The organism is Traorella sp. mt218, from assembly GCF_055420025.1.
In genome coordinates this window covers 52,898-72,777 of record NZ_JBVAYM010000013.1, presented here as the reverse complement: position 1 = coordinate 72,777, position 19,880 = coordinate 52,898, and the positions used below count along the sequence as shown (strand labels likewise).

Below are 19,880 nucleotides of genomic sequence, written 5' to 3'. Positions count from 1 at the left end.
TATATTATTTCTGTTATTGTATTTAATAAAAAGCAATGTAATAGAAAATTATCAGAATTAGGTAATTTTTCATATGGAATTTACTTATGTGGTTTTCCAATTCAGCAGATAATGGTATATTTATTCGGTGGTAAGATGAATGTGTATATTAATATGATTGTATCAATAGTACTTGCAATTATCGTAGGATATTTTATTTATTTCATAAGTGAACAAAAATTAAAAAAATATAGTGTTTAATTTATTTGATAGGATATAATAAGTAAGGAGGTTTATTATGAACTTTGAAATTTATACAAAATTAAACTATGGTGTATATGTGATCACATCATCACTCAATGGCAAACAGTATGGCTGTGTAGCAAATTGTGCCATGCAGATTACCGATCAGCCTTCAACGATTGCGATCAGTATGAATCATAACAACGAAACACACAAGGCAATCAGTGAAAGCGGATATTTCGGTATCAATATATTACAGGAAAATATCGATCCTTCTTATATTGGTGTATTTGGTTTTTCGAGCAGTAAGGACAAGGACAAATTTAAAGATTTCGATTATGAGATCAAAGACAATGTACCTGTATTAAAAGAAGCTTTAGGCTATTTGACATTAAAGGTAATTAATACGATGGAAACACCGACCCATACAGTCTTTTTAGGAGAAGTTATTGATGGTGATGTTTTGCATTCCGCAACACCGATGACTTATAAATATTATCATGAAGTCATTAAAGGAAAATCACCTAAAAACGCCCCGACTCATATCGTAGATGAAAATGTTACGACAAAAGAACAATGGGTATGCAGTATCTGCGGTTATGTTTATGATGGTGATATTCCGTTTGAACAGCTTCCAGATGACTATGTATGTCCGATCTGCCTCCAGCCAAAAGAAGTATTTGAAAAAAGATAATCCATTCGTGGATTATTTTTGTTATAATGAGGACATATGAAACGATGCAGATGGGTGGATGAAACAAGCGAATTATATATTAGATATCATGATACAGAATGGGGCGTTCCTTCTTATGATGATCATTATCTTTTTGAAATGCTGCTTCTTGAATCCTTTCAGGCAGGATTGTCCTGGATCACGATTTTGAAAAAGCGTGAGGCCTTTAGAGAAGCCTTTGATAATTTTGATGTAGTAAAAGTGAGCCAATATGATGAAACAAAGATATCAGCGTTGATGAAGAATAAAGATATTATACGCAATCAATTAAAAATTCGCGCTGCTGTGAACAACGCGAAGGTATTTATTCAGATTCAACAGGAATTTGATCGTTTTTCAAATTATATCTGGTCCTTTACAAATGGCAAGATCATATATAATGAGAATGATGAACTTCCTGCAACCTCTCCCTTATCTGATACGATCTCGGCGGATCTGAAACAAAGAGGGATGAAATTTGTCGGTTCAACGATCATATATTCATATCTTCAGGCCATAGGAATTATTAATGATCATGAAACGACCTGTGATTTTTATAAGAAAAATTAAAGTGTTTTAAGAAGCTTTATATAAGGACCCTGGTCATCACGATCGATCCGGATGATCTTATCAAAACCAGCTTCGATATATAATTTTAATGCAGGATAATTATCTAAATCTACACCGATGGCTATTTCTTCATAATTCATTTCTTTTATCTTTTCAATGGCAAAATGCAATAATTGTCTTCCAATTCCCTGATGGCGGTATTCGCGTTTTACGATCAGTCTTGATATATAGATACGCTGGTCAGTAATCGTATAATCACTATCTTTCATATCAAAGACCAAAGAAATTTCACCAATGAATTCACCATCAATCGTATAAATAAAAGTGATTCGGTTATTCGAAAGCAATTCATGATAAAACTGTTCTGCAAGTGCAGACTGTTTTTCCATGTTCCAAATATTGCCACATTTATTAAAATCAGCTATGTCTAATGCAATAATTTCATGTTTCATCATATCCTCCTATGTTAATCAGCCTCATGATTTGTATGGGTATCAATAAAACCAAAATTAAATTTTGAATACATGATTTTCTGTTCGCTGTATAATCCCTGATAGCCGGAAAGCATGTATCCGATCGCAGCTGCAATCAAAAACAGTGGAACAGCCGTGAAACCAAATAATTCAAAAGCAAGGAAAAGGGAAGTCACAGGACAATTGGTAACGGCATCAAAGACGACCATTAGTCCGATGGCGGCACCAAAAGAAGCATCGATACCTAGAATAGGAGCAATCCATCCGCCAAAGCAGGCACCTACAAAGAAACTGGGGACGATTTCACCACCCTTATATCCACAGCCTAAAGTAATTCCCGTAAAAACAGCTTTCAGAAGAAAAGCTTCAGGATGTACGCTGCCTTCCTCAATGGCTTTTTTGATCACAGACATTCCGGCACCATTATAAACCGTACCAACAAGATATGTTAGGATGACGATGATCGTTCCGCCTATAAAAATACGCAGATATTCATTCTTGAAAAGCTTGGAGAAAAGCTTGGAACATTTATGTAAGAAAACACATAAAAGTGAACCGATATAAGCACAAAGCAGGGATAGAAAAGCAATGCGCAGCATATTCAATGTATTGATGTTTGGCAACGATGCAATGACAAAAGCTTCTTTGGTAATACCAAACTGTTGGGCAACCATTGATGCTGCAACACTTGCGATCGCACAGGGAACAAGTGCTCCATAATGCATGATGCCAACGCTGATGACTTCCATTGAAAATATGGCAGCTGTCAAAGGTGTTCCAAATAAAGCTGAAAAAGCGGCACTCATTGAACACATGGTCATGATCTTACAGTCTTTGCTGTCCATCTTAAAAGCTCTGGCTAAATTCTGGCCTAAGCTTCCTCCTAACTGCAAAGCAGCTCCTTCACGACCCGCAGAACCACCAAAAAGATGTGTCAAAACAGTTGATATGAAGATCAAAGGAGCCATCACGATCGGAATTTTATCATCGGAACGAATAGAAACGATGATCAAATTTGTACCTTTATTATTTTCTCTGCCACAGAAATGATATAAAAAAACAATGACAAGACCCGCAATAGGCAGTCCGAGTATGAGCCATGGATCAGCTGTTCGAACAGAGGTTACTAAATTCAAGCTATAAGCAAATATAGCGGCAATGCTGCCTACCAATAATCCGCAAATACTGCCCAGCAGTATCCATTTCAATAAAATAAATAGATGATGAAGATGTATGCTGAATTGATTTATTTTCATTGGATCCCCCTAATTAATTACCTTTTTATTATAATGAGTGTTATAAATAAATACAAGCTGTTAAAAATGAAGTATCCTATATCATGTATGATCAAATTTGTGCTATTTTGAAGTGAATTTGCTTGATCATTTTATCTTCATAAAAAAATGGCATAAAAAAATTAAATTTTTTCTTGCAGTTTATAGAAATTTGATATACAATAGAAAAGCACATTGGGGTGTAGCCAAGCGGTAAGGCAACGGACTCTGACTCCGTCATTCATAGGTTCGAATCCTATTACCCCAGCCATATAGAAAAAGAAGTTGGCAATTGCCAACTTTTATGTTATGTTAAGTGTATGATTAAAATTAAAGATTATTGTGTATTAGATATTGAAACAACAGGACTATCACGTTTCAAGGATGACATTTTGGAAATTGGCTGCATAAAAATCAGAGATCATAAGATCATTGATCAAATGAGCGTCCTGATCAATCCTCATAAGCCGATCTCTCCTTATATCACATCGATCAATCATATTACGAATGAGATGGTTCAAAAAGAGGGAATTGAGCTGGAAGAAGCTCTGATACGCTTGTATGACTTTATTGAGGATGATTGTCTGGTAGGTCATAATCTCTCATTTGATATGGGATTTATACGACAAAAGTCTTCTGAGAGCCTAGGACTGTCCTTTGATCATGTTCAATATGACACCTTGATGCTTTCAAGAAAAAGGATCAGATGTGAAAATTATAAGCTTTCAACAGTATGCCGATATTATAACATTCAAAATAAGACAGCTCATCGTGCCTTATCTGATGTGATCGCAACCTATCAGGTATTTGAATGCCTGATGAAAGAAATTTAAATACAAAAAAACTCATCACAGGGATGAGCTTTTTTAATTAGAATTCAGGTTCACCAGTATATTTGGCTCTTTCAGGACTTAGGTTATCCGTATAATAACGAACAGTCAATGCACCGCCACATTTATTTTTTGTTTTTGGAGCAACCAGTATTCGATCTCCTTCCAACAGGGCATCCAGCATGGCCTTACAGCAAACCGTCTGATTTCTTACCCCTGGTTCACATTCCTCCATCAGCTCTTTCGCATTCATTTCAATGAACAGCCACTGCATTTCATGAGCGTCCTTTTTTTTGCCATTGATAATGGAAGCATACTGTTCCTGTGTTAATTTTTCCATATTCATTTCCTTTCTTATTTATTTATGTTTATATTTTAACATATTTTATAAATGTTACAAGAAGCAATGTCCATGAAAAGAATGGGAGTGAAATGCTTGCATGAAAAACAAAGAAGAATGTATAATAAAATCAAAGGAGAAATAGAAATGAAAACATTAGATAATCGTAAAATTGTGTTAGTAGGGACAGGATTCGTGGGAATGAGCTTTGCTTACTCACTTCTTTCACAACCGGGCATTGATGAACTGGTATTGATCGATGTTGCGAAAGAAAAAGCAGAAGGTGAAGCAATGGATCTTTCTCACGGGCTTCCTTATGCTGCCAGCAAAATGCGCATCTATGCCGGTGATTATGCTGACTGCAAGGATGCCAGCATTGTTGTCGTAACTGCCGGTGCCGCTCAAAAACCGGGACAGACACGTCTTGAGCTTACTGCTATCAATACTAAGATCATGAAAGGAATTTGTGAGCAAATCAAAGAAAGCGGTTTTGGAGGTATCTTGGTAGTGGCCAGCAATCCGGTAGACCTGATGACTTATGTCGCTCAAAAGGTGACAGGCTATCCAAAAAACAGGGTGATAGGCAGCGGTACGCTTCTGGATACGGCAAGGCTAAGATATATGGTCGCTAAATATCTGGATGTTAATTCTACAAATGTTCATGCTTATATTATGGGAGAACACGGCGACTCTTCCTTTGTACCATGGATGCACGCGTATATCGGATGTAAATCACTTTTAGAGCTCTTAGATGAGCAGGGCAGAGATATGGCGGATCTATTACAGATCTATCAGGATGTCCGCAATGCCGCTTATGAGATCATCGAAAAGAAAAAAGCAACCTATTATGGCATCGGACTTTCTTTGAATCGTTTGGTTGGTGCTATTTTGAATAATGAAAATGCAATTATGACAGTTTCTGTTTACCAGAATAATGAATATGGAAAATCCGGACTTTATATCGGTGTTCCGGCTATCGTAAATCGTGAGGGAATCAGAGAGATCATTCATTTACCATTAAATGAGGTCGATCAGGGTAAATTTGATACTTCATGTGATAATCTCATGGAGATCATTCGTGAAACCATCGATCCGCTTTTATAAATTTAATAAAGGGCATTCGTTAGCGAATGCCAATTTTTTTATTTGATAAGTAAAAAGAAGATACTTTAGGTTTTTTTAGATCTGAATGTCACAGAGCTGTCATTTTTGAAATGATAAATGTGAGATTTTATTTAAATGTATATGAAAATATATCTCAATAAACGAATAAAAAAGATAATATTATTGTTTCAAATGTGTGAAAATTTGTGAAATGTGACAAAAATGTAAGTTGTGTGTTATAATAGTTCTCGTGTAATGAGGTGATAAACATGGACCATAAGAACTATCTTAGTAATAACATGACTCTAAATCAGCTGATGAAAATTACAGGAAGTGTTTCTTTGGTAACGATGCTGGCTCTGACACAGCGCGGTATTTTACAGGCTGAGGAGGTAACAGCTCCTACAACAAATCGAGTCAATCTGGAACCGATCAGTGTGAATTACAACGATACGGCCGCAATCGCAAAAGTAGCAAAAACAATTTTAAAAGATCATGTGAATTTACTTTCAGAATTCAAGATGGTAGAAAGCAGTCAGTATAGAACTGTTTATTCATTGGAAGATTATATCGTTAGCGTTTATTATGAAGCTAACAGCGGGTTAGGTGTAAAAGACGTAAAATTAACGATCGAAACTAAATTTACGCATGAACGCCCTGATGATCAGAAAATCATTGCTTTAAACGATCAAAGCGAATGTGAGGTTGTTGAAGGAACAGTAAATGTGTACAATGTGAAGATCAATGTCATTGATACGGTTGCACCTGTAATTTCATTAAGTGAGAGCTCTGTTACGATCGATGATACAGATAGTTTTGATATCAATAATTATATCAGTGTTTCTGATAATGTGGATGGTGCGATCGGTTATACCGTTGATGGTGCACTTGAAACATCGGATGATAAATATAAAGCAGGAACTTATACGTTTACGATCAGCGCCGTGGATTCAAGCGGCAATGCTTCTTCAAGCCAAATGAGCGTAACGGTCAATAAAACGGAACCGGAACCTGTAGTTGTAAGTACATCTTCGCTTTATTACGGATCAAATCCTGATCGCAGCAATTATGCTGGGGCTGATGTGCTGGTGAGTGCTGCTTATGCACAGCTGGGAAGAAGACAGGATTGTACGATGCTGGTAACAAATGCTCTGGCTGCTGCAGGAATTAATTTCCACGGATGGCCGGCAGGTTATTTCAGTCTTGGTTATACAGTCAGTGGTTCAGAAGCCCGTCCGGGTGATTTGATCTATTATGATAATGCTGGTGCAGGGGTTCCACACATCGCTCTGTATATCGGTAACGGTATGGCAATTCACGGAGGATGGCAGGGATCTACGAAGATTGCTCCGGCATATGTCGGAAGCGGACCGGTGTTTATCCGAGTGACAAGAGGTTAAAGATGGCAATGCCATCTTTTTTCTTTTATGATATAATACATCAGGGGTAAAAGTATGATCCAAAAAATGAGTCAAACGAATGCAGAAGAAATTGCGAAGTGGCATTATGAGGCACCTTATGATTTTTATGATATGATCAATGACGAAGAGGATTTACATGAACTTCTTTATGAGCGTGGCAATCATTATTTTGAAGTGCTTGAAAATCATGACTGTATCGGTTTTTATTCAATCATTGAAGACGACGGGCAAATTGAAATAGGACTTGGGCTTCGTCCTGATCTTACCGGTAAGGGTTATGGAAAAGAATTCCTTGAAATGCTTCTTGAATATATTTCTTTGAATTATGAAAAAAAGAAGATTGTTTTAAGTGTTGCGGCATTTAACTCAAGAGCGATTCGTTTATATGAAAAATGTGGATTTAAAAGAATCAAAAGCTTTTCTCAAACGACTAATGGTTCTATTTATGAGTTTATCAAAATGGAATTATGCAGATAAATTAATTTTGGAGATAGCAGGCCGTATTGAACTTTTACGTCAAAAAGATTATAATGAACATATTAATGGAGGCAAATTATGAATTTAAAGGATTATATCGCATCTGTACAGGATTTTCCGATCGAAGGAATTCTGTTTCGTGACATTACGCCATTGATGGCCAATGGAGAAGCTTTTCAGGAGGCTTGCAATCGTATCCGTGATTTTGCACAGAGCAAAGGAGCAACTGTAATCGTAGGACCTGAATCCAGAGGATTTATCTTCGGATGTCCGGTAGCCAAAGATCTCGGAATCGGTTTTATACCGGTAAGAAAACCAAATAAGCTGCCAAGAGAAACCGTATCGATCAAATACGATTTGGAATATGGAAGCAATGAACTGCATATGCATGCCGATTCTATCAAAAAAGGTGATAAGGTCGTGATCATTGATGATCTTTTAGCAACCGGAGGTACGATAGAAGCAACGATCAAGCTTGTTGAAAAAATGGGCGGTGAAGTTGTTGGCTGCTCGTTCTTGATCGAATTGTCTGATCTGAACGGACGTGAACTGTTAAAGAATTATGATGTTTATTCAGTAATGACATATTAAAAGGCGAAAGCCTTTTTTATAAAAGAGAGGTGAGAAGAATATGAAACAAAAATATGTTAATAAAAATTTTGATGACATTATGAATGAAGTCAAAAAATATATGGTGAAGCCTGAAAATCTTGAATTGATCCAGAGGGCATATGAGTATGCAAACGAAAAACATTCCGGACAATTCAGAAGGAGCGGTGAGCCTTATGTCACACATGTTTTAAATGTTGGTTATATTCTTGCAACCTTAAGAAGCAGTCCGCAGACGATTGCGGCAGGACTTTTGCACGATACGATCGAAGACTGTGATGTAGATGAAGAAGAATTTAAAAAGCTTTTCGGTGATGAGATCTTTTTGCTCGTACAGGGAGTAACGAAGATCGGTAATCTGAAGTTTAAGGATGAAAAAGAATATCAGGCAGAAAATCATCGTAAGATCTTTATTGCGATGGCAAAGGATGTCCGTGTCATTTTGATTAAGCTGGTAGACCGTCTGCATAATATGCTGACCCTTCAATACATGCCGGAAGAAAAGCAGATGAAGATTGCTGCCGAAACATTAGAGGTCTATGCTCCGATCGCTCATCGCCTTGGTATCAGCGAGATCAAAAATGAATTGGAAGATCTCAGCTTTATGTATCTGAACCGAGAAAAATATTTTGAGATCGCTCATCTTGTTGAAAAAAAGAAGGCAGAACGTGATGGTCAGGTTTCAAAGATGATCGAAGAGATTTCTCAGCTTTTAAATGAACATCATATTAAATTCCGTATTTTTGGAAGAAGCAAGCATCTTTACAGCATTTATAAAAAGATGATCAATAAGCATAAGCGCTTTGATGAAATTTTAGATCTTTTAGCGATCCGTATCATTTGTGACGATGTGGGACAATGTTATGAGATCTTGGGGTATATCCATGCAACCTATCGACCGATCCCGGGACGTTTTAAGGATTATATTGCCATGCCGAAGGTCAATATGTATCAGTCGCTGCATACGACGATCGTAGCTGAGGAAAATATCTTTGAGGTACAGATCAGAACGGAAGAGATGGATCAGATTGCCGAACAAGGTATCGCGGCTCATTGGGCATATAAGGAAAATATTTCGCTGAGTCATGAAAAAGAACAGAAGGAAATTGAAGAAAAGCTGACATGGCTGAAGGAATTTGCACTGATGAGCGGTGAGGATGGTGTCAGTGATGATGCCAAGGAATATATGAATCTGCTTCAGAAAGATATCTTTGAAGCAAATGTCTACGTCATGTCCCCGAAGGGAAGGGTCATCGTTTTACCTAATGGTTCTACACCGATTGATTTTGCTTATCGTATTCATACGGAAGTCGGTCATAAGATGGTAGGAGCTACGGTCAATGGAGCCATTGTGCCTTTAAATACCGTCTTAAAGACAGGAGATGTTGTCAGCATCCGTACGAGCAATCAGTCAACAGGTCCAAGTGAAGACTGGCTGAAGATCGTCAAGAGCACGCATGCCCGAAATAAGATTCGTGCTTTTTATCAGAAAAAGGAAAATGAAAAGAAATCGGCAGCTATTGAAAAGGGTAAGGATATGCTGGCTGATGAGCTGAAACGACGCAGCCTGAATGCGGATGACTACATGGAAAGAAAAAAGATGGAGTCTGTTGTCGGTGCGCTGACCTATCCGTCATTAAATGATCTTTATTATGCCATTGGAACAAAAGCGATATCAGCTGCTGTGGTCGTTGACCGTCTTGTCAATCATACCTCCAGCAAGAGCATGGATAATGAAGAGCTTGTCAAGATGTTCAACCGCAATGAAACAAAACGTAAGCGTCCATCTAAATGTGGTGTCTATGTAAAGGGCATCGATACGATGATGGTCAATCTTGCCGCTTGCTGTAAGCCGATACCGGGAGATGAGATTGTTGGTTATGTGACCAAATCACAGGGAGTAAAGGTACACCGCTGTGACTGTCCGAACATCATCAATGAAAAATCACGAATCATTGATGTTTACTGGGATGATAATCTTGAGGAGAAGGATTATGAGGTCGAGGTCTTGATCGCTTCTACAGACAGATCTTTCTTATTAAGCGATATCGTTACAGTCGTTTCTCAGAATAAAGCAGGTTTGATCCATGTTGACAGTAAGGTCATGGATGACAAGATATCGGTAACGACGATGCTGACGGTGCTTGTGAAAAATGCTGAGCATCTGAGAACGCTGATGGCCAATTTGAAGAAGGTCAATAGTGTCATTTCGGTAGAAAGAATGATTCACTAGTTGAATTTCAGCGTAAATTGTGCTATATTAAAAAAAACTGATGAAGTAGAGAATATTTATGGAATGTCAAAGAGAGTGGACGTTGGGTGTGAGTCCATACAGGAAGTAAATAGGGACACTATGGAGGTGCTGTTTGAAAAGAGCAGCCGGGACTCGCCGTTATGAGTTGAGTGCGCAGTCATGCGAACTAAGGTGGTATCACGTTAAGCGTCCTTAGACGGGCGCTTTTTTTGTTTTAAAGGAGAGAGAACATGACAAATTATCAGATGCCAAGAGGTACGCAGGATATTCTGCCAAATGAAATTGAAAAGTGGCATGCATTAGAAGAATATCTGCAGAAATTTACAACCCTGTATCATTATAAGGAAATCCGTACACCGATCTTTGAACATACGGAAGTCTTTAAGCGCGGGAATGATTCCAGTGATATGGTCAACAAAGAAATGTACACATTTATGGATAACGGTGCCCGCTCTTTGACACTGCGTCCGGAAGGAACGGCCGGTGTATGCCGCAGCTTTGTGGAAAATAAGCTATATGGCAATCCTGATCTGCCGGTCAAACTATATTATATGGGCCCTATGATGCGCTATGAACGTCCGCAGAAGGGCAGACAGCGTATTTTTAATCAGTTTGGGGTCGAGGTACTGGGGGTCAAGAATCCTTATCTGGATGTGGAAACGATTGCTTTAGGATATTCGATTCTTAGCGGTTTAGGACTTAAGGATCTTGTTGTCCAGCTGAATACGCTGGGTGATGATGAATCGCGAAATAATTATCGTGAAGCCTTGAAAAAACATTTTCATGGTTATTTAGATGAATTGTGTGTCGACTGTCATCGCCGTTATGAGCAGAATCCTTTGCGGATCTTGGACTGTAAGGTAGATCATGATCATCCGGCGATGAAAAGTGCACCTAAGATCAGCGATTATCTGAATGAGGAAAGCCGTGATTATTTTGAAAAGGTCAAAGCAGGCTTAGATGCCTTGGAAATTCCTTATACCGTAGAAGATCGTCTTGTCAGAGGGCTTGATTATTATACTCATACCGTCTTTGAAATCGTGTCTGTCAATGAAGACATGGGCGCTCAGGCAACGCTTTTGGCCGGTGGACGATATGATGGCTTGATCGAGTATTTCGGTGGTCCTGAAATGTCCGGAATCGGCTGGGCTCTTGGAATGGAACGCATCTTATTGGCGCTTGAAGCAGAAAATATCGAGATAGCAAAGGATGAAGGCATTGATGCATATGTTCTTTGCCTTTGTAAAGAAGCACAGTTAGAAGCCTTCAAGCTTACTACGATGCTGAGAAGCCATGGCTTTATCTGTGACACCGATTATCAGCAGCGTTCTTTCAAAGCACAGTTTAAGAGCGTTGAACGTATGAAGGCTAAAATAGCGATCCTTGTCGGTGAAGATGAGCTGGCATCCCATACCCTTTCTTTAAAGAAGATCGATACGCAGGAACAGTTCAAAATTCCGGCAGATGAGATCATAACGAAGATGGATGAATTATTAGAGGAGAGATTTTAAATGGAAAGAACACATACCTGCGGTGAATTAACACTGCGTCATGTTGGTGAAACCGTTACTTTATGCGGCTGGGTCAATAAAAGAAGAAATTTTGGAGCTTTGGTCTTCATTGATCTGCGAGATCGTGAGGGTCTGACACAGTGTGTCTTTGATGAAAAAATATCAGAACAAATTGTCAGCGTTCGAAATGAATATGTTCTTCAGGTAACAGGAACAGTAGTTGAACGACAGGATAAGAACCCAAAGATGAAAACAGGCGATATCGAAATCAGCGTCAGTGAGGTAAAAATCATCAACAGTGCTGAAACAACACCTCTGATCATCGCAAATCAGACAGATGCCCTGGAAGATACACGTTTGAAATATCGTTATCTGGATCTTCGTCGTGAATGTCTGCAGAACAATTTAAAATTAAGACACCAGGTAACGATGTGTGCCCGTAATTATTTATCCGATCTGGGCTTTTTGGAAATCGAAACACCGATCCTTTGCAAATCGACACCTGAGGGAGCTCGTGATTATTTAGTACCAAGCAGGATTTCAAAAGGAAGCTTTTATGCTTTGCCGCAGTCACCGCAGATTTATAAACAGCTGTTGATGATTGCCGGCATGGATAAATATTTTCAGATTGCCCGCTGCTTCAGAGATGAGGATCTGCGCTCAGACAGACAGCCTGAATTTGATCAGATCGATATTGAAATGTCATTTGCCGATGAAAATGATGTCTTTTCTGTCGTTGAAGGTCTGATGAGAAAGATATTTAAGGATACCAAGGGAATTGAAGTAGATGAATTTAAGAGAATTCCTTATGATGAGTGCATGTCAAGATTTGGTTCAGATAAACCGGATCTGCGCTTTGGCATGGAAATTGTTGATCTTTCCGAAATATTTAAAGATACTGAATTTACGATTTTTAAGAATATCTTGCATGATAAGGGCATGATCAATGGTATCGTGGCAAGAAATGCCGCTGATAAGTTTTCACGTAAGGACTGTGACCACTTAGGTGAATTTGTGAAGGTATATGGAGCCAAAGCTTTATCTTTCTTAAAGTTTACGGATCATAGCTGGAGCGGTTCGATCCATAAGGTATTAAGTGAGGATGAAAAAGCACGATTGCAAGAAAAATTACAGATTGAAGACAATGATATCGTCTTTATCGTTGCGGATAAGCCAAAGATCTCATTGACCGCTTTAGGCGCTTTGCGCGTTAAATTAGGCAAAGAGCTGCAGCTGATCGATGAGAAGAAATATTGTTTCTTGTGGGTCACGGATTTCCCGATGTTTGAATATGATGAAGCTGAGGCCCGTTATGTAGCGGCCCACCATCCATTTACAGCACCTAAGGCTGAGGATGTCGATAAGCTGATCAGTGATCCTGCACATTGTTATTCAAGAGCCTATGACCTTGTTTTAAACGGTTATGAGCTTCTCAGCGGTTCGATCCGTATCCATGATCAGCAGCTTCAGGAAAAGGTGTTTGAAGCTATCGGACTGACACCAAAGCAGGCTGAAGAAAAATTTGGTTTCTTCCTTGAAGCCTTTAAATACGGCGCACCTCCTCATGGCGGTGTGGGGATCGGATTAGAACGTTTGATCATGATCCTGGCGGGTACGGACAATATTCGTGATGTCATTGCTTTCCCGAAAACTGCCAGTGCCAGCGATCTGATGAGCGAAGCACCTTCTGAGGTTGATGAAAGTCAGCTTGAAGAGCTTGGCCTGATGATCAGAAAAAAGGATGGGAAATAATTCCTTTGCTCCCATACCAAATAATCTATAAAAAATCAAGAGTATACTTTTGATTTTTTTATAATATAATGGAATTGTCCAAAAGGTTCAAATTTTTCCTCAAAGTTGAGATAAGGGAGTCCGGACGTTGAAATTTGGTGTTGAATGCCTGTGTTTCATAGGAATCCTAAAGATTTTCACAGGACACCCACCTGTATATACAGGGAAAGATCTCACCTTTTGGGTAAGCGGGTTTAATCCCGCTTTTCTTTTGTGTAAAAAGTTGTTATAATAGGCGAGAGGTGTTATATGGAAACATGGATTGTTGAATTTATCGAACAGTTTGGATACTTAGCGGTATTTTTACTGATTGCGGTGGAAAATATATTTCCGCCGATCCCAAGTGAAATCATCTTGACCTTTGCAGGTTTTATGATCACCAAAAGCGGATTGGGATTTTTTGGAATGGCCTTTTCTTCAACGCTGGGGTCATATATCGGAGCCCTTGTCTTATATGGGCTGGGTTATTTTCTGCGGCCGGAGAAATTTGAACGATTTTTAAATCTTTTTAAATTTAATCTTGAGGATGTTGAAAAGGCACAAAAATGGTTTAATGATAAGGGATCGCTGACCGTCTTCTTTTGCCGGTTCGTACCGATCATTCGTTCACTGATCAGCATTCCCGCAGGTATGAGTCGTATGAAAATGCTTCCTTTTTCGTTATATACGGTTGTAGGAAGCCTGATATGGAATTGTGTGCTAATCTATATCGGAACAATACTTGGAGATCATTATGGCTTGATTTCCGGCTATATGGAGCAGTATGGAATCGTTGTGGGCATCGTTATCGTAATTATTGGTGCTGCATGGCTGACCATGAAGCTGATGAAAAAGAAGAAAGGTGCTTAAAAGCAGCCTTTAAGGTAGAGAAATGGAAAATCTAAACGGACTTTTACTTGTTAATAAACCGCAAAATATGACTTCCTTCGATGTTGTTGCCATCATGCGAAAAAAGCTTCACGTGAAAAAGATCGGTCACAGCGGTACATTAGATCCGATGGCCGAAGGGGCTTTGTTATTGCTGATCGGCAAGGCTACCAAGATCCTTCCTTATCTGGAAAATACCGATAAAGAATATATCGCAACCTTTGAGCTTGGAAAACAAACCGATACGGAGGATATATGGGGGAATGTCATTGAAGAAAAAGAAGTGAGGAAAATTGATGATCTTTCTTCGCTCTGTCACTCTTTCATCGGCAAGCAGAAGCAATTACCGCCAATGGTCAGTTCCATTAAAGTGAATGGTAAAAAGCTTTATGAATACGCCCGTGACAAGATCGAAGTTGAATGCCCTTTAAGAGATATCGAAATCTATGATATTGAAGTTCTGGATAAAAATAAGATAAGGGTCAGCTGTTCAAGCGGTACATATATCCGTTCTCTGATTCGTGATATGGCGCTTCAAAGCGGTAATATCGGTTGTATGAGCTCACTGATCAGAACACGAATAGGAAATTTTACGCTCGATGACTGTTATCAGCTGGATGAGGTGGACGTTGATACGGTTCAGCTTCATTCCATCTATGAGGCATTAAGCTATCTGCCTATGATCGAAATTGAGAATGAACGGGATGTCATGAACGGCAAAAAGCTGCGTTTGGATACGAAGGAAGACCGGGTATTGATGGTAAAGGATAAAGAAGCTTTGGCGATTTATCAACGTCATCATCAGAATATTTTTAGCTGTGAAAGAGGTTTATGGTAATGAAAGTAATACGCATGGATTTAAATGAGATAGAGCAATTAGAAGATTTAGCGGCCTGTATCGGCTATTTTGATGGAATGCATGTGGGACATATGCGTTTGATCGAGAAAACACTTGAACAGGCTGATAAAAAAGGCTTAAAGAGTGCCTGTATTACTTTTGATCCGGATCCCTGGTGCGTTATCAAGCAGATGAAGGATATTGCTCATATCACTTCGATGGAAGAGCGTATCGAAATCGGACGTCAGTGCGGATTGGATTATTGGATCATCCTTTCCTTTACAAAGCAACTGGCATCTTTATCGTATCGTGATTTTGAAAAAATGCTGGATCAGATGAATGTCAAAGTATTGATTTGCGGTTTTGACTATTCATATGGCTATAAGGGTGAAGGAAATGTTGAAACATTGAGAAAACAGTCTTATTTTGATGTGATAGAAGTTGAAGAAGTCACATATGAGGATGAAAAAATATCTTCGAGCCGTATTGAGGAAACGATACAGAAAGGGGATATGCGTACGACGACACATTTGCTGGGAAGACCTTATTCTATTAAGGGAACGGTTGCTGAAGGACGTTCTTTGGGACATACGATCGGTTTCCCTACGGCGAATCTGAAGATGAAGCATCATTCCATCCTGCCTCTTGTAGGAGTATATATCGGTTATGCCTATGTGGAGGGAAGACATTATAAATGTATGATCAATGTAGGTCATAATCCGACCTTTAATTATAAAGAGGATATTGCGGTAGAAGCCTATTTGGTTGATTTTGATCAAAAGATCTATGGCGATGAGATGGAGCTGATCTTTATTGAAAGAATACGGGATGAGAAGCGCTTTGCCAGTAAGGAAGAACTGGTGGAACAGCTTAAATGTGATGTGCTGAAGGCAAAAGCACTTTAGGTATAAACCTCCTTTTGTTTCATATAATGAAATGCAAGGAGGTTTTTTTGATGAATAAACAAGCCCTCGCTTTTATCAGCATGTTTACATTAGTGCTGATGCTTTCGATTTATTATGTATCGCTGGAAACGATCACTCCTCAAGACAATACGCCTGTCAGTGATGTTACGAGCGTGATGGCTGTTTTAAATGAGCAGAATCTGGAAAAAAAGAATGCTTTGGTATTGCAGCTGAAGGAACAGCTGGGAAGCAGTGAAACAAGTGAAGAAAAGAAGAAAGAGGTTCTTTCGAAGATCGAAGCGATCGAGAGTAATAAACAGATAGAAGAAAGGATCGTCGATGCACTGGAACAAAAAGGTATAAAAGGTGTTGTGAATATTGAAGATGACATCGTAAAGACCCATGTTTTTGAAACAGAGAAAAGCAATGAAAAAGCTGATGAGATCATGCGTTTGATTTATCCGCTGATTACCTCGGATCAGACGATCGAATTAGTTTTTAGTTGAAAGATGTTCCACTTTCAAGTATAATAGCAATAGAAGGTGATAAAAGTGGCACAAGAATATATTTGTATCAAAAAATCAAATGATTACGGACAGATAGCAATCAATAAAAAAGTATTTGAATCAATTGCATTGATCGAAATCGGAGAAGAAGAAAAAAAGGTCGTACCGGATTCTTCAAGATTTAAGAATGCTGTAAGCTGCAGGGTTTCTAAGAATTCGCTGGTACTGAATGTTGATGTGAAGGTAAACTATCAGCTGAATGTGAATGAGATCTGTTCACGTCTTCAGGATAAGATTTATAATTCGATCCTGCATATGACAGGTGTGAAGATGGATATGATAGATATCAAGGTGACCGGATTCATTTTCTAGCTTAATTACACCCTAACGGGTGTTTTTGAATGGCATATGTGTTAAAATGAATAAACGGAGGATATTATGAGCAGACATACATTACGAGAAACAGCGATGACCTGTCTTTATCAGTATTTTCTTTTACATGGTGATATCAAGTCGATCGTTTATGAAAATGCCGGAAATGAAATCGATCCGTTTCTTTATACGGTAACGATCGATGCATTGAAGCATAAGGATTATTATATACAGAAAATCAATGATGTATTGAGTGATGATTGGGAATTTGACCGTCTGGGCTGTGTTGAAAAGGCAATTCTTTTAATGGCCGCTGCAGAGCTTGATTTTGAAACGGCAAATAAGGCCATCGTCATTGATGAAGCTGTGACCCTTTCTAAAAAGTATTGCGACAGTGATACTTATAAGCTGATCAATGGAGTGCTGGATAAGCTATGATGAATCGGATGTGGTCAGTTTCCGCATTGGTTTCTTATATCAAACGAGGAATCGATCATGATGAGAATTTAATGCAGCTTCTGGTACGTGGTGAAATCAGCAATCTTGTGAAGCATCGTTCAGGACATTATTATTTCACATTAAAAGATGATAAAGCTCGGATGAGCTGTGTCATGTTTTCAAATTATGCAAGACTCGTTCGTTTTGATCTTGAAAATGGCAGTAGGGTGATCGCACAGTGCAAGGTCAGTGTCTATGAGGCTGGTGGAAGCGTGCAGCTTTATGTCAATGGTCTGCAGCCGGATGGCATCGGTGAGATGTATCTGCAGCTGGAGGCCTTGAAGAAAAAAATGATGAGTGAGGGTTATTTTGATCCTGCACATAAAAAGAAGCTGACGATGTATCCGATGGATATTGCTTTGATCAGTGCGAAAGAAGCTGCTGCGGCAAGTGATGTCCGAACAACGATCGCCCGTCGCTGGCCATTAGCCAAAATTACGTTCTACCCATCATTGGTCCAGGGAAGTGAGGCTGCAGCGATGCTGATCGAAACGATAAAAAAAGCAGATCAAAAGCACCATGATGTTATTTTGCTGGTGCGGGGCGGCGGCAGCATCGAAGATCTTTGGGCCTTTAATCAGGAGGCGTTGGCAAAATGTATTTATGATGCAGCAACTCCTATCGTTACCGGAGTTGGTCATGAAACGGATACAACGCTTGTCGATTATGTCAGTGATGCCAGAGCAGCGACACCTACTGCAGCAGCAGAATTGGTGACGCCGGATATTCAGGAAGTGAGCGATCAGCTTCAGCGGTATAAAAAGATGATGGCCGATCGGTTAAAGATGCTTCTGGATCGTTCAACGCATCGTCTTGATAAGGTGAAAAGCCATCCTTATATAAAAAATCCGATGGCATATATCGAAAACAGCATGATGAGCCTTGATCTCAAAAGAAATGCTTTTGAAACATATATCCATGGTATGATGAATTTACATAGTGATGTTGAACAAAAACGTATCCGTTTTGCACATGCAGGCAGGCTGATGGTACAGAAGATGGAAAATCAGCTTTGGCAGCAAAATGATAAGCTGCTTATGCATACAAAGCGATATGGTTTGGACAGTGAAAGAGAATTAAGAGGTAGGATCCAGCTTTTAGATGCTTATTCGCCCTTGAAAATACTGCTTCGCGGTTATTCGCTGACAAAGATAAACGGACATTGCATCAAAAGCATTGATGACGTACAGGTAAATGACAGGATCGTAACGACTTTAAGTGACGGTGAAATATATTCAAATGTTTTGAAAAAGGAGAAGAAACATGAGTGATAAATTATCTTTTAAACAGTCTATGAATAGAATAGATGAGATTTTGGATCTTTTGGAAAAGAACGAAATCGATCTGGAGGAAGCAATCTCTCTTTTTGAAGAAGGATTGAAGCTTGTTCATGACTGTGATCAGCAATTAATTGCTTTTAAGGATAAGATGAATGAGCTGATCCAAAGCTATGAAGGTGAAGACCATGCATGATTTTGAAGAAAAATTGGCACATTCACTCGATCATCTTGAAGCATCAAGAGTAAAAGAGGCCATGCTTTATTCATTATGTGCACCGGCCAAGCGCCTGCGTCCACAACTGCTTTACGGCGTTTTGAAAGCATATGGGGTCAATGAATCACAGGGTGATAACTGTGCCATTGCAATCGAGATGATTCATTCTTATTCTTTGATCCATGATGATCTTCCTTGTATGGATAATGATGATCTTAGAAGAGGACAGAAAACCTGTCATAAACAGTTTGATGAAGCCACTGCTCTTTTAGCCGGTGACGCTTTGTTGAGCGAGGCTTTTGGATATGTGGCCAATGCCACTTATCAAAACAGCATCAATAATGATCTGGTAGGAGAATTTGTAAAGGCGATCGGTGCTAACGGGATGATCTTAGGACAGATGATCGACCTGTTAAGTGAAAACATAAAAACGGATCTGGATACGATCAGCAAGATCGATCTTCTGAAGACCGGCTGTCTTTTTTCCTTAGCGCTTGTCAGCGGCTGCTTGATTGCCAACAAGAAGGGGGATATCGAGGTTTGGCGAAATATCGGTTATAAGGCAGGTTTGGCTTTTCAGATTCAGGATGACTGTTTGGATATCACGAGCAATGAAGAAAAGCTTGGAAAGAGCATCAGTGATGAGAAAAATCAAAAAAGTACCTTTGTTTCCGAGCTGGGTTTTGAAAAAGCCCAAAAGCTTTATCTTCAGTATTTTGATGAAATTGAAAATGATCTTAAAAAATGTAATATTCACAGCGAATCAATTTTAAATATCTTTCAGATGATAAAAAATCGCGATCATTAAGGAG

The 19,880-nt window shown here is 39.0% G+C and carries 23 protein-coding genes, 1 tRNA gene, 1 other RNA gene and 1 other annotated feature; of the genes, 22 read left to right on the top strand and 3 right to left on the bottom strand.

Translation table 11 applies throughout. The features are described 5' to 3' along the window. From ACZYT3_RS08130 to ACZYT3_RS08120, 3 genes are all read left to right on the top strand, one after another. Positions 1-240, top strand: a 240-nt coding sequence (locus ACZYT3_RS08130; RefSeq protein WP_464088280.1) for a hypothetical protein, incomplete at its 5' end; no start/stop codon positions are given. 37 nt (positions 241-277) lie between these two features. After that, on the top strand, positions 278-916 hold the full coding sequence (locus ACZYT3_RS08125) for a flavin reductase (protein WP_294562608.1): 639 nt from the start codon (positions 278-280) through the stop codon (positions 914-916). A 36-nt stretch (positions 917-952) separates the two neighbouring features. After that, positions 953-1,504: a DNA-3-methyladenine glycosylase I gene (locus tag ACZYT3_RS08120; protein ID WP_464088279.1), complete on the top strand. Its 552-nt coding sequence runs from the start codon at positions 953-955 to the stop codon at positions 1,502-1,504. On the opposite strand, the gene ACZYT3_RS08115 is transcribed toward ACZYT3_RS08120, so the two are convergent. After that, positions 1,501-1,956: a GNAT family N-acetyltransferase gene (locus ACZYT3_RS08115; protein ID WP_464088278.1), complete on the bottom strand. Its 456-nt coding sequence runs from the start codon at positions 1,954-1,956 to the stop codon at positions 1,501-1,503. The two genes, ACZYT3_RS08120 and ACZYT3_RS08115, sit on opposite strands and share 4 nt — an antisense overlap. Positions 1,957-1,970: 14 nt before the next feature. Next, the gene (locus ACZYT3_RS08110; RefSeq protein WP_464088277.1) at positions 1,971-3,233 is read right to left on the bottom strand and encodes a chloride channel protein; all 1,263 of its coding nucleotides are present in this window, start codon (positions 3,231-3,233) and stop codon (positions 1,971-1,973) included. Between the two features lie 214 nt (positions 3,234-3,447). Here ACZYT3_RS08110 and ACZYT3_RS08105 point away from each other — a divergent pair. Together ACZYT3_RS08105 and ACZYT3_RS08100 are read left to right on the top strand one after the other, a co-directional pair. Further along, positions 3,448-3,522: transfer RNA gene (locus tag ACZYT3_RS08105), tRNA-Gln, on the top strand. 49 nt (positions 3,523-3,571) lie between these two features. Continuing rightward, positions 3,572-4,084, top strand: coding sequence for a 3'-5' exonuclease (locus ACZYT3_RS08100; RefSeq protein ID WP_464088276.1), 513 nt, complete (start codon positions 3,572-3,574; stop codon positions 4,082-4,084). Between the two features lie 37 nt (positions 4,085-4,121). Here the strand turns inward: ACZYT3_RS08100 and ACZYT3_RS08095 are convergent, their stop codons facing one another. Beyond that, complete coding sequence (locus tag ACZYT3_RS08095; RefSeq protein WP_294562616.1) at positions 4,122-4,421, bottom strand: hypothetical protein; 300 nt, start codon at positions 4,419-4,421, stop codon at positions 4,122-4,124. A gap of 147 nt (positions 4,422-4,568) precedes the next feature. On the opposite strand from ACZYT3_RS08095, the gene ACZYT3_RS08090 reads away from it, so the two are divergent. The 17 genes from ACZYT3_RS08090 (at position 4,569) to ACZYT3_RS08010 (ending at position 19,876) form a co-directional block, all read left to right on the top strand. Next, positions 4,569-5,525, top strand: a complete 957-nt coding sequence (locus ACZYT3_RS08090) for an L-lactate dehydrogenase (RefSeq protein WP_464088275.1) — start codon at positions 4,569-4,571, stop codon at positions 5,523-5,525. A 269-nt stretch (positions 5,526-5,794) separates the two neighbouring features. Next, positions 5,795-6,925 carry an NlpC/P60 family protein gene (locus ACZYT3_RS08085; protein ID WP_464088274.1) on the top strand — a complete coding sequence of 377 codons (1,131 nt, stop codon included), beginning with the start codon at positions 5,795-5,797 and terminating at the stop codon, positions 6,923-6,925. A gap of 54 nt (positions 6,926-6,979) precedes the next feature. Further along, a complete protein-coding gene (locus ACZYT3_RS08080; RefSeq protein WP_464088273.1) occupies positions 6,980-7,423 on the top strand; it encodes a GNAT family N-acetyltransferase in 444 nt (147 codons plus the stop codon). 78 nt (positions 7,424-7,501) lie between these two features. Further along, positions 7,502-8,014 carry an adenine phosphoribosyltransferase gene (locus tag ACZYT3_RS08075; RefSeq protein WP_464088272.1) on the top strand — a complete coding sequence of 171 codons (513 nt, stop codon included), beginning with the start codon at positions 7,502-7,504 and terminating at the stop codon, positions 8,012-8,014. A 40-nt stretch (positions 8,015-8,054) separates the two neighbouring features. Further along, on the top strand, positions 8,055-10,265 hold the full coding sequence (locus tag ACZYT3_RS08070; RefSeq protein WP_464088271.1) for a RelA/SpoT family protein: 2,211 nt from the start codon (positions 8,055-8,057) through the stop codon (positions 10,263-10,265). A 31-nt stretch (positions 10,266-10,296) separates the two neighbouring features. Continuing rightward, positions 10,297-10,483, top strand: a binding site (T-box leader). 33 nt (positions 10,484-10,516) lie between these two features. Beyond that, positions 10,517-11,797, top strand: coding sequence for a histidine--tRNA ligase (hisS, locus tag ACZYT3_RS08065; RefSeq protein WP_464088270.1), 1,281 nt, complete (start codon positions 10,517-10,519; stop codon positions 11,795-11,797). After that, on the top strand, positions 11,798-13,549 hold the full coding sequence (gene aspS, locus ACZYT3_RS08060) for an aspartate--tRNA ligase (protein WP_464088269.1): 1,752 nt from the start codon (positions 11,798-11,800) through the stop codon (positions 13,547-13,549). A 73-nt stretch (positions 13,550-13,622) separates the two neighbouring features. Continuing rightward, a non-coding RNA gene (gene ssrS / locus ACZYT3_RS08055) (6S RNA) lies at positions 13,623-13,778 on the top strand. 59 nt (positions 13,779-13,837) lie between these two features. Continuing rightward, positions 13,838-14,437 (top strand): DedA family protein, encoded by a 600-nt coding sequence (locus ACZYT3_RS08050; protein WP_294562628.1) that lies wholly within the window; start codon positions 13,838-13,840, stop codon positions 14,435-14,437. 22 nt (positions 14,438-14,459) lie between these two features. Next, positions 14,460-15,293, top strand: coding sequence for a tRNA pseudouridine(55) synthase TruB (gene truB, locus ACZYT3_RS08045; RefSeq protein ID WP_464088268.1), 834 nt, complete (start codon positions 14,460-14,462; stop codon positions 15,291-15,293). Continuing rightward, on the top strand, positions 15,293-16,198 hold the full coding sequence (locus tag ACZYT3_RS08040; RefSeq protein WP_294562630.1) for a bifunctional riboflavin kinase/FAD synthetase: 906 nt from the start codon (positions 15,293-15,295) through the stop codon (positions 16,196-16,198). The genes truB and ACZYT3_RS08040 overlap by 1 nt, the downstream gene beginning before the upstream one ends. Before the next feature lie 50 nt (positions 16,199-16,248). Continuing rightward, a complete protein-coding gene (locus tag ACZYT3_RS08035; RefSeq protein ID WP_294562632.1) occupies positions 16,249-16,704 on the top strand; it encodes a hypothetical protein in 456 nt (151 codons plus the stop codon). Positions 16,705-16,749: 45 nt separating this feature from the next. After that, a complete protein-coding gene (locus ACZYT3_RS08030) occupies positions 16,750-17,076 on the top strand; it encodes an Asp23/Gls24 family envelope stress response protein (RefSeq protein ID WP_294562634.1) in 327 nt (108 codons plus the stop codon). A gap of 66 nt (positions 17,077-17,142) precedes the next feature. After that, positions 17,143-17,514 (top strand): transcription antitermination protein NusB, encoded by a 372-nt coding sequence (locus ACZYT3_RS08025; RefSeq protein WP_294562636.1) that lies wholly within the window; start codon positions 17,143-17,145, stop codon positions 17,512-17,514. Beyond that, complete coding sequence (gene xseA, locus ACZYT3_RS08020; RefSeq protein ID WP_464088267.1) at positions 17,511-18,845, top strand: exodeoxyribonuclease VII large subunit; 1,335 nt, start codon at positions 17,511-17,513, stop codon at positions 18,843-18,845. The genes ACZYT3_RS08025 and xseA overlap by 4 nt, the downstream gene beginning before the upstream one ends. Next, positions 18,838-19,047, top strand: coding sequence for an exodeoxyribonuclease VII small subunit (xseB, locus tag ACZYT3_RS08015; protein WP_294562638.1), 210 nt, complete (start codon positions 18,838-18,840; stop codon positions 19,045-19,047). Before xseA ends, xseB begins: the two co-directional genes overlap by 8 nt. Continuing rightward, positions 19,040-19,876, top strand: coding sequence for a polyprenyl synthetase family protein (locus ACZYT3_RS08010; RefSeq protein ID WP_294562639.1), 837 nt, complete (start codon positions 19,040-19,042; stop codon positions 19,874-19,876). Before xseB ends, ACZYT3_RS08010 begins: the two co-directional genes overlap by 8 nt. Positions 19,877-19,880 lie beyond the last annotated feature (4 nt).

Coding starts and splice junctions, on each gene's coding strand:
- ACZYT3_RS08125 (WP_294562608.1), top strand. CDS start 278: ATGAACTTTGAAATTTATACAAAATTAAACTATGGTGTATATGTGATC.
- ACZYT3_RS08120 (WP_464088279.1), top strand. CDS start 953: ATGAAACGATGCAGATGGGTGGATGAAACAAGCGAATTATATATTAGA.
- ACZYT3_RS08115 (WP_464088278.1), bottom strand. CDS start 1,956: ATGAAACATGAAATTATTGCATTAGACATAGCTGATTTTAATAAATGT.
- ACZYT3_RS08110 (WP_464088277.1), bottom strand. CDS start 3,233: ATGAAAATAAATCAATTCAGCATACATCTTCATCATCTATTTATTTTA.
- ACZYT3_RS08100 (WP_464088276.1), top strand. CDS start 3,572: ATGATTAAAATTAAAGATTATTGTGTATTAGATATTGAAACAACAGGA.
- ACZYT3_RS08095 (WP_294562616.1), bottom strand. CDS start 4,421: ATGGAAAAATTAACACAGGAACAGTATGCTTCCATTATCAATGGCAAA.
- ACZYT3_RS08090 (WP_464088275.1), top strand. CDS start 4,569: ATGAAAACATTAGATAATCGTAAAATTGTGTTAGTAGGGACAGGATTC.
- ACZYT3_RS08085 (WP_464088274.1), top strand. CDS start 5,795: ATGGACCATAAGAACTATCTTAGTAATAACATGACTCTAAATCAGCTG.
- ACZYT3_RS08080 (WP_464088273.1), top strand. CDS start 6,980: ATGATCCAAAAAATGAGTCAAACGAATGCAGAAGAAATTGCGAAGTGG.
- ACZYT3_RS08075 (WP_464088272.1), top strand. CDS start 7,502: ATGAATTTAAAGGATTATATCGCATCTGTACAGGATTTTCCGATCGAA.
- ACZYT3_RS08070 (WP_464088271.1), top strand. CDS start 8,055: ATGAAACAAAAATATGTTAATAAAAATTTTGATGACATTATGAATGAA.
- hisS (WP_464088270.1), top strand. CDS start 10,517: ATGACAAATTATCAGATGCCAAGAGGTACGCAGGATATTCTGCCAAAT.
- aspS (WP_464088269.1), top strand. CDS start 11,798: ATGGAAAGAACACATACCTGCGGTGAATTAACACTGCGTCATGTTGGT.
- ACZYT3_RS08050 (WP_294562628.1), top strand. CDS start 13,838: ATGGAAACATGGATTGTTGAATTTATCGAACAGTTTGGATACTTAGCG.
- truB (WP_464088268.1), top strand. CDS start 14,460: ATGGAAAATCTAAACGGACTTTTACTTGTTAATAAACCGCAAAATATG.
- ACZYT3_RS08040 (WP_294562630.1), top strand. CDS start 15,293: ATGAAAGTAATACGCATGGATTTAAATGAGATAGAGCAATTAGAAGAT.
- ACZYT3_RS08035 (WP_294562632.1), top strand. CDS start 16,249: ATGAATAAACAAGCCCTCGCTTTTATCAGCATGTTTACATTAGTGCTG.
- ACZYT3_RS08025 (WP_294562636.1), top strand. CDS start 17,143: ATGAGCAGACATACATTACGAGAAACAGCGATGACCTGTCTTTATCAG.
- xseA (WP_464088267.1), top strand. CDS start 17,511: ATGATGAATCGGATGTGGTCAGTTTCCGCATTGGTTTCTTATATCAAA.
- xseB (WP_294562638.1), top strand. CDS start 18,838: ATGAGTGATAAATTATCTTTTAAACAGTCTATGAATAGAATAGATGAG.
- ACZYT3_RS08010 (WP_294562639.1), top strand. CDS start 19,040: ATGCATGATTTTGAAGAAAAATTGGCACATTCACTCGATCATCTTGAA.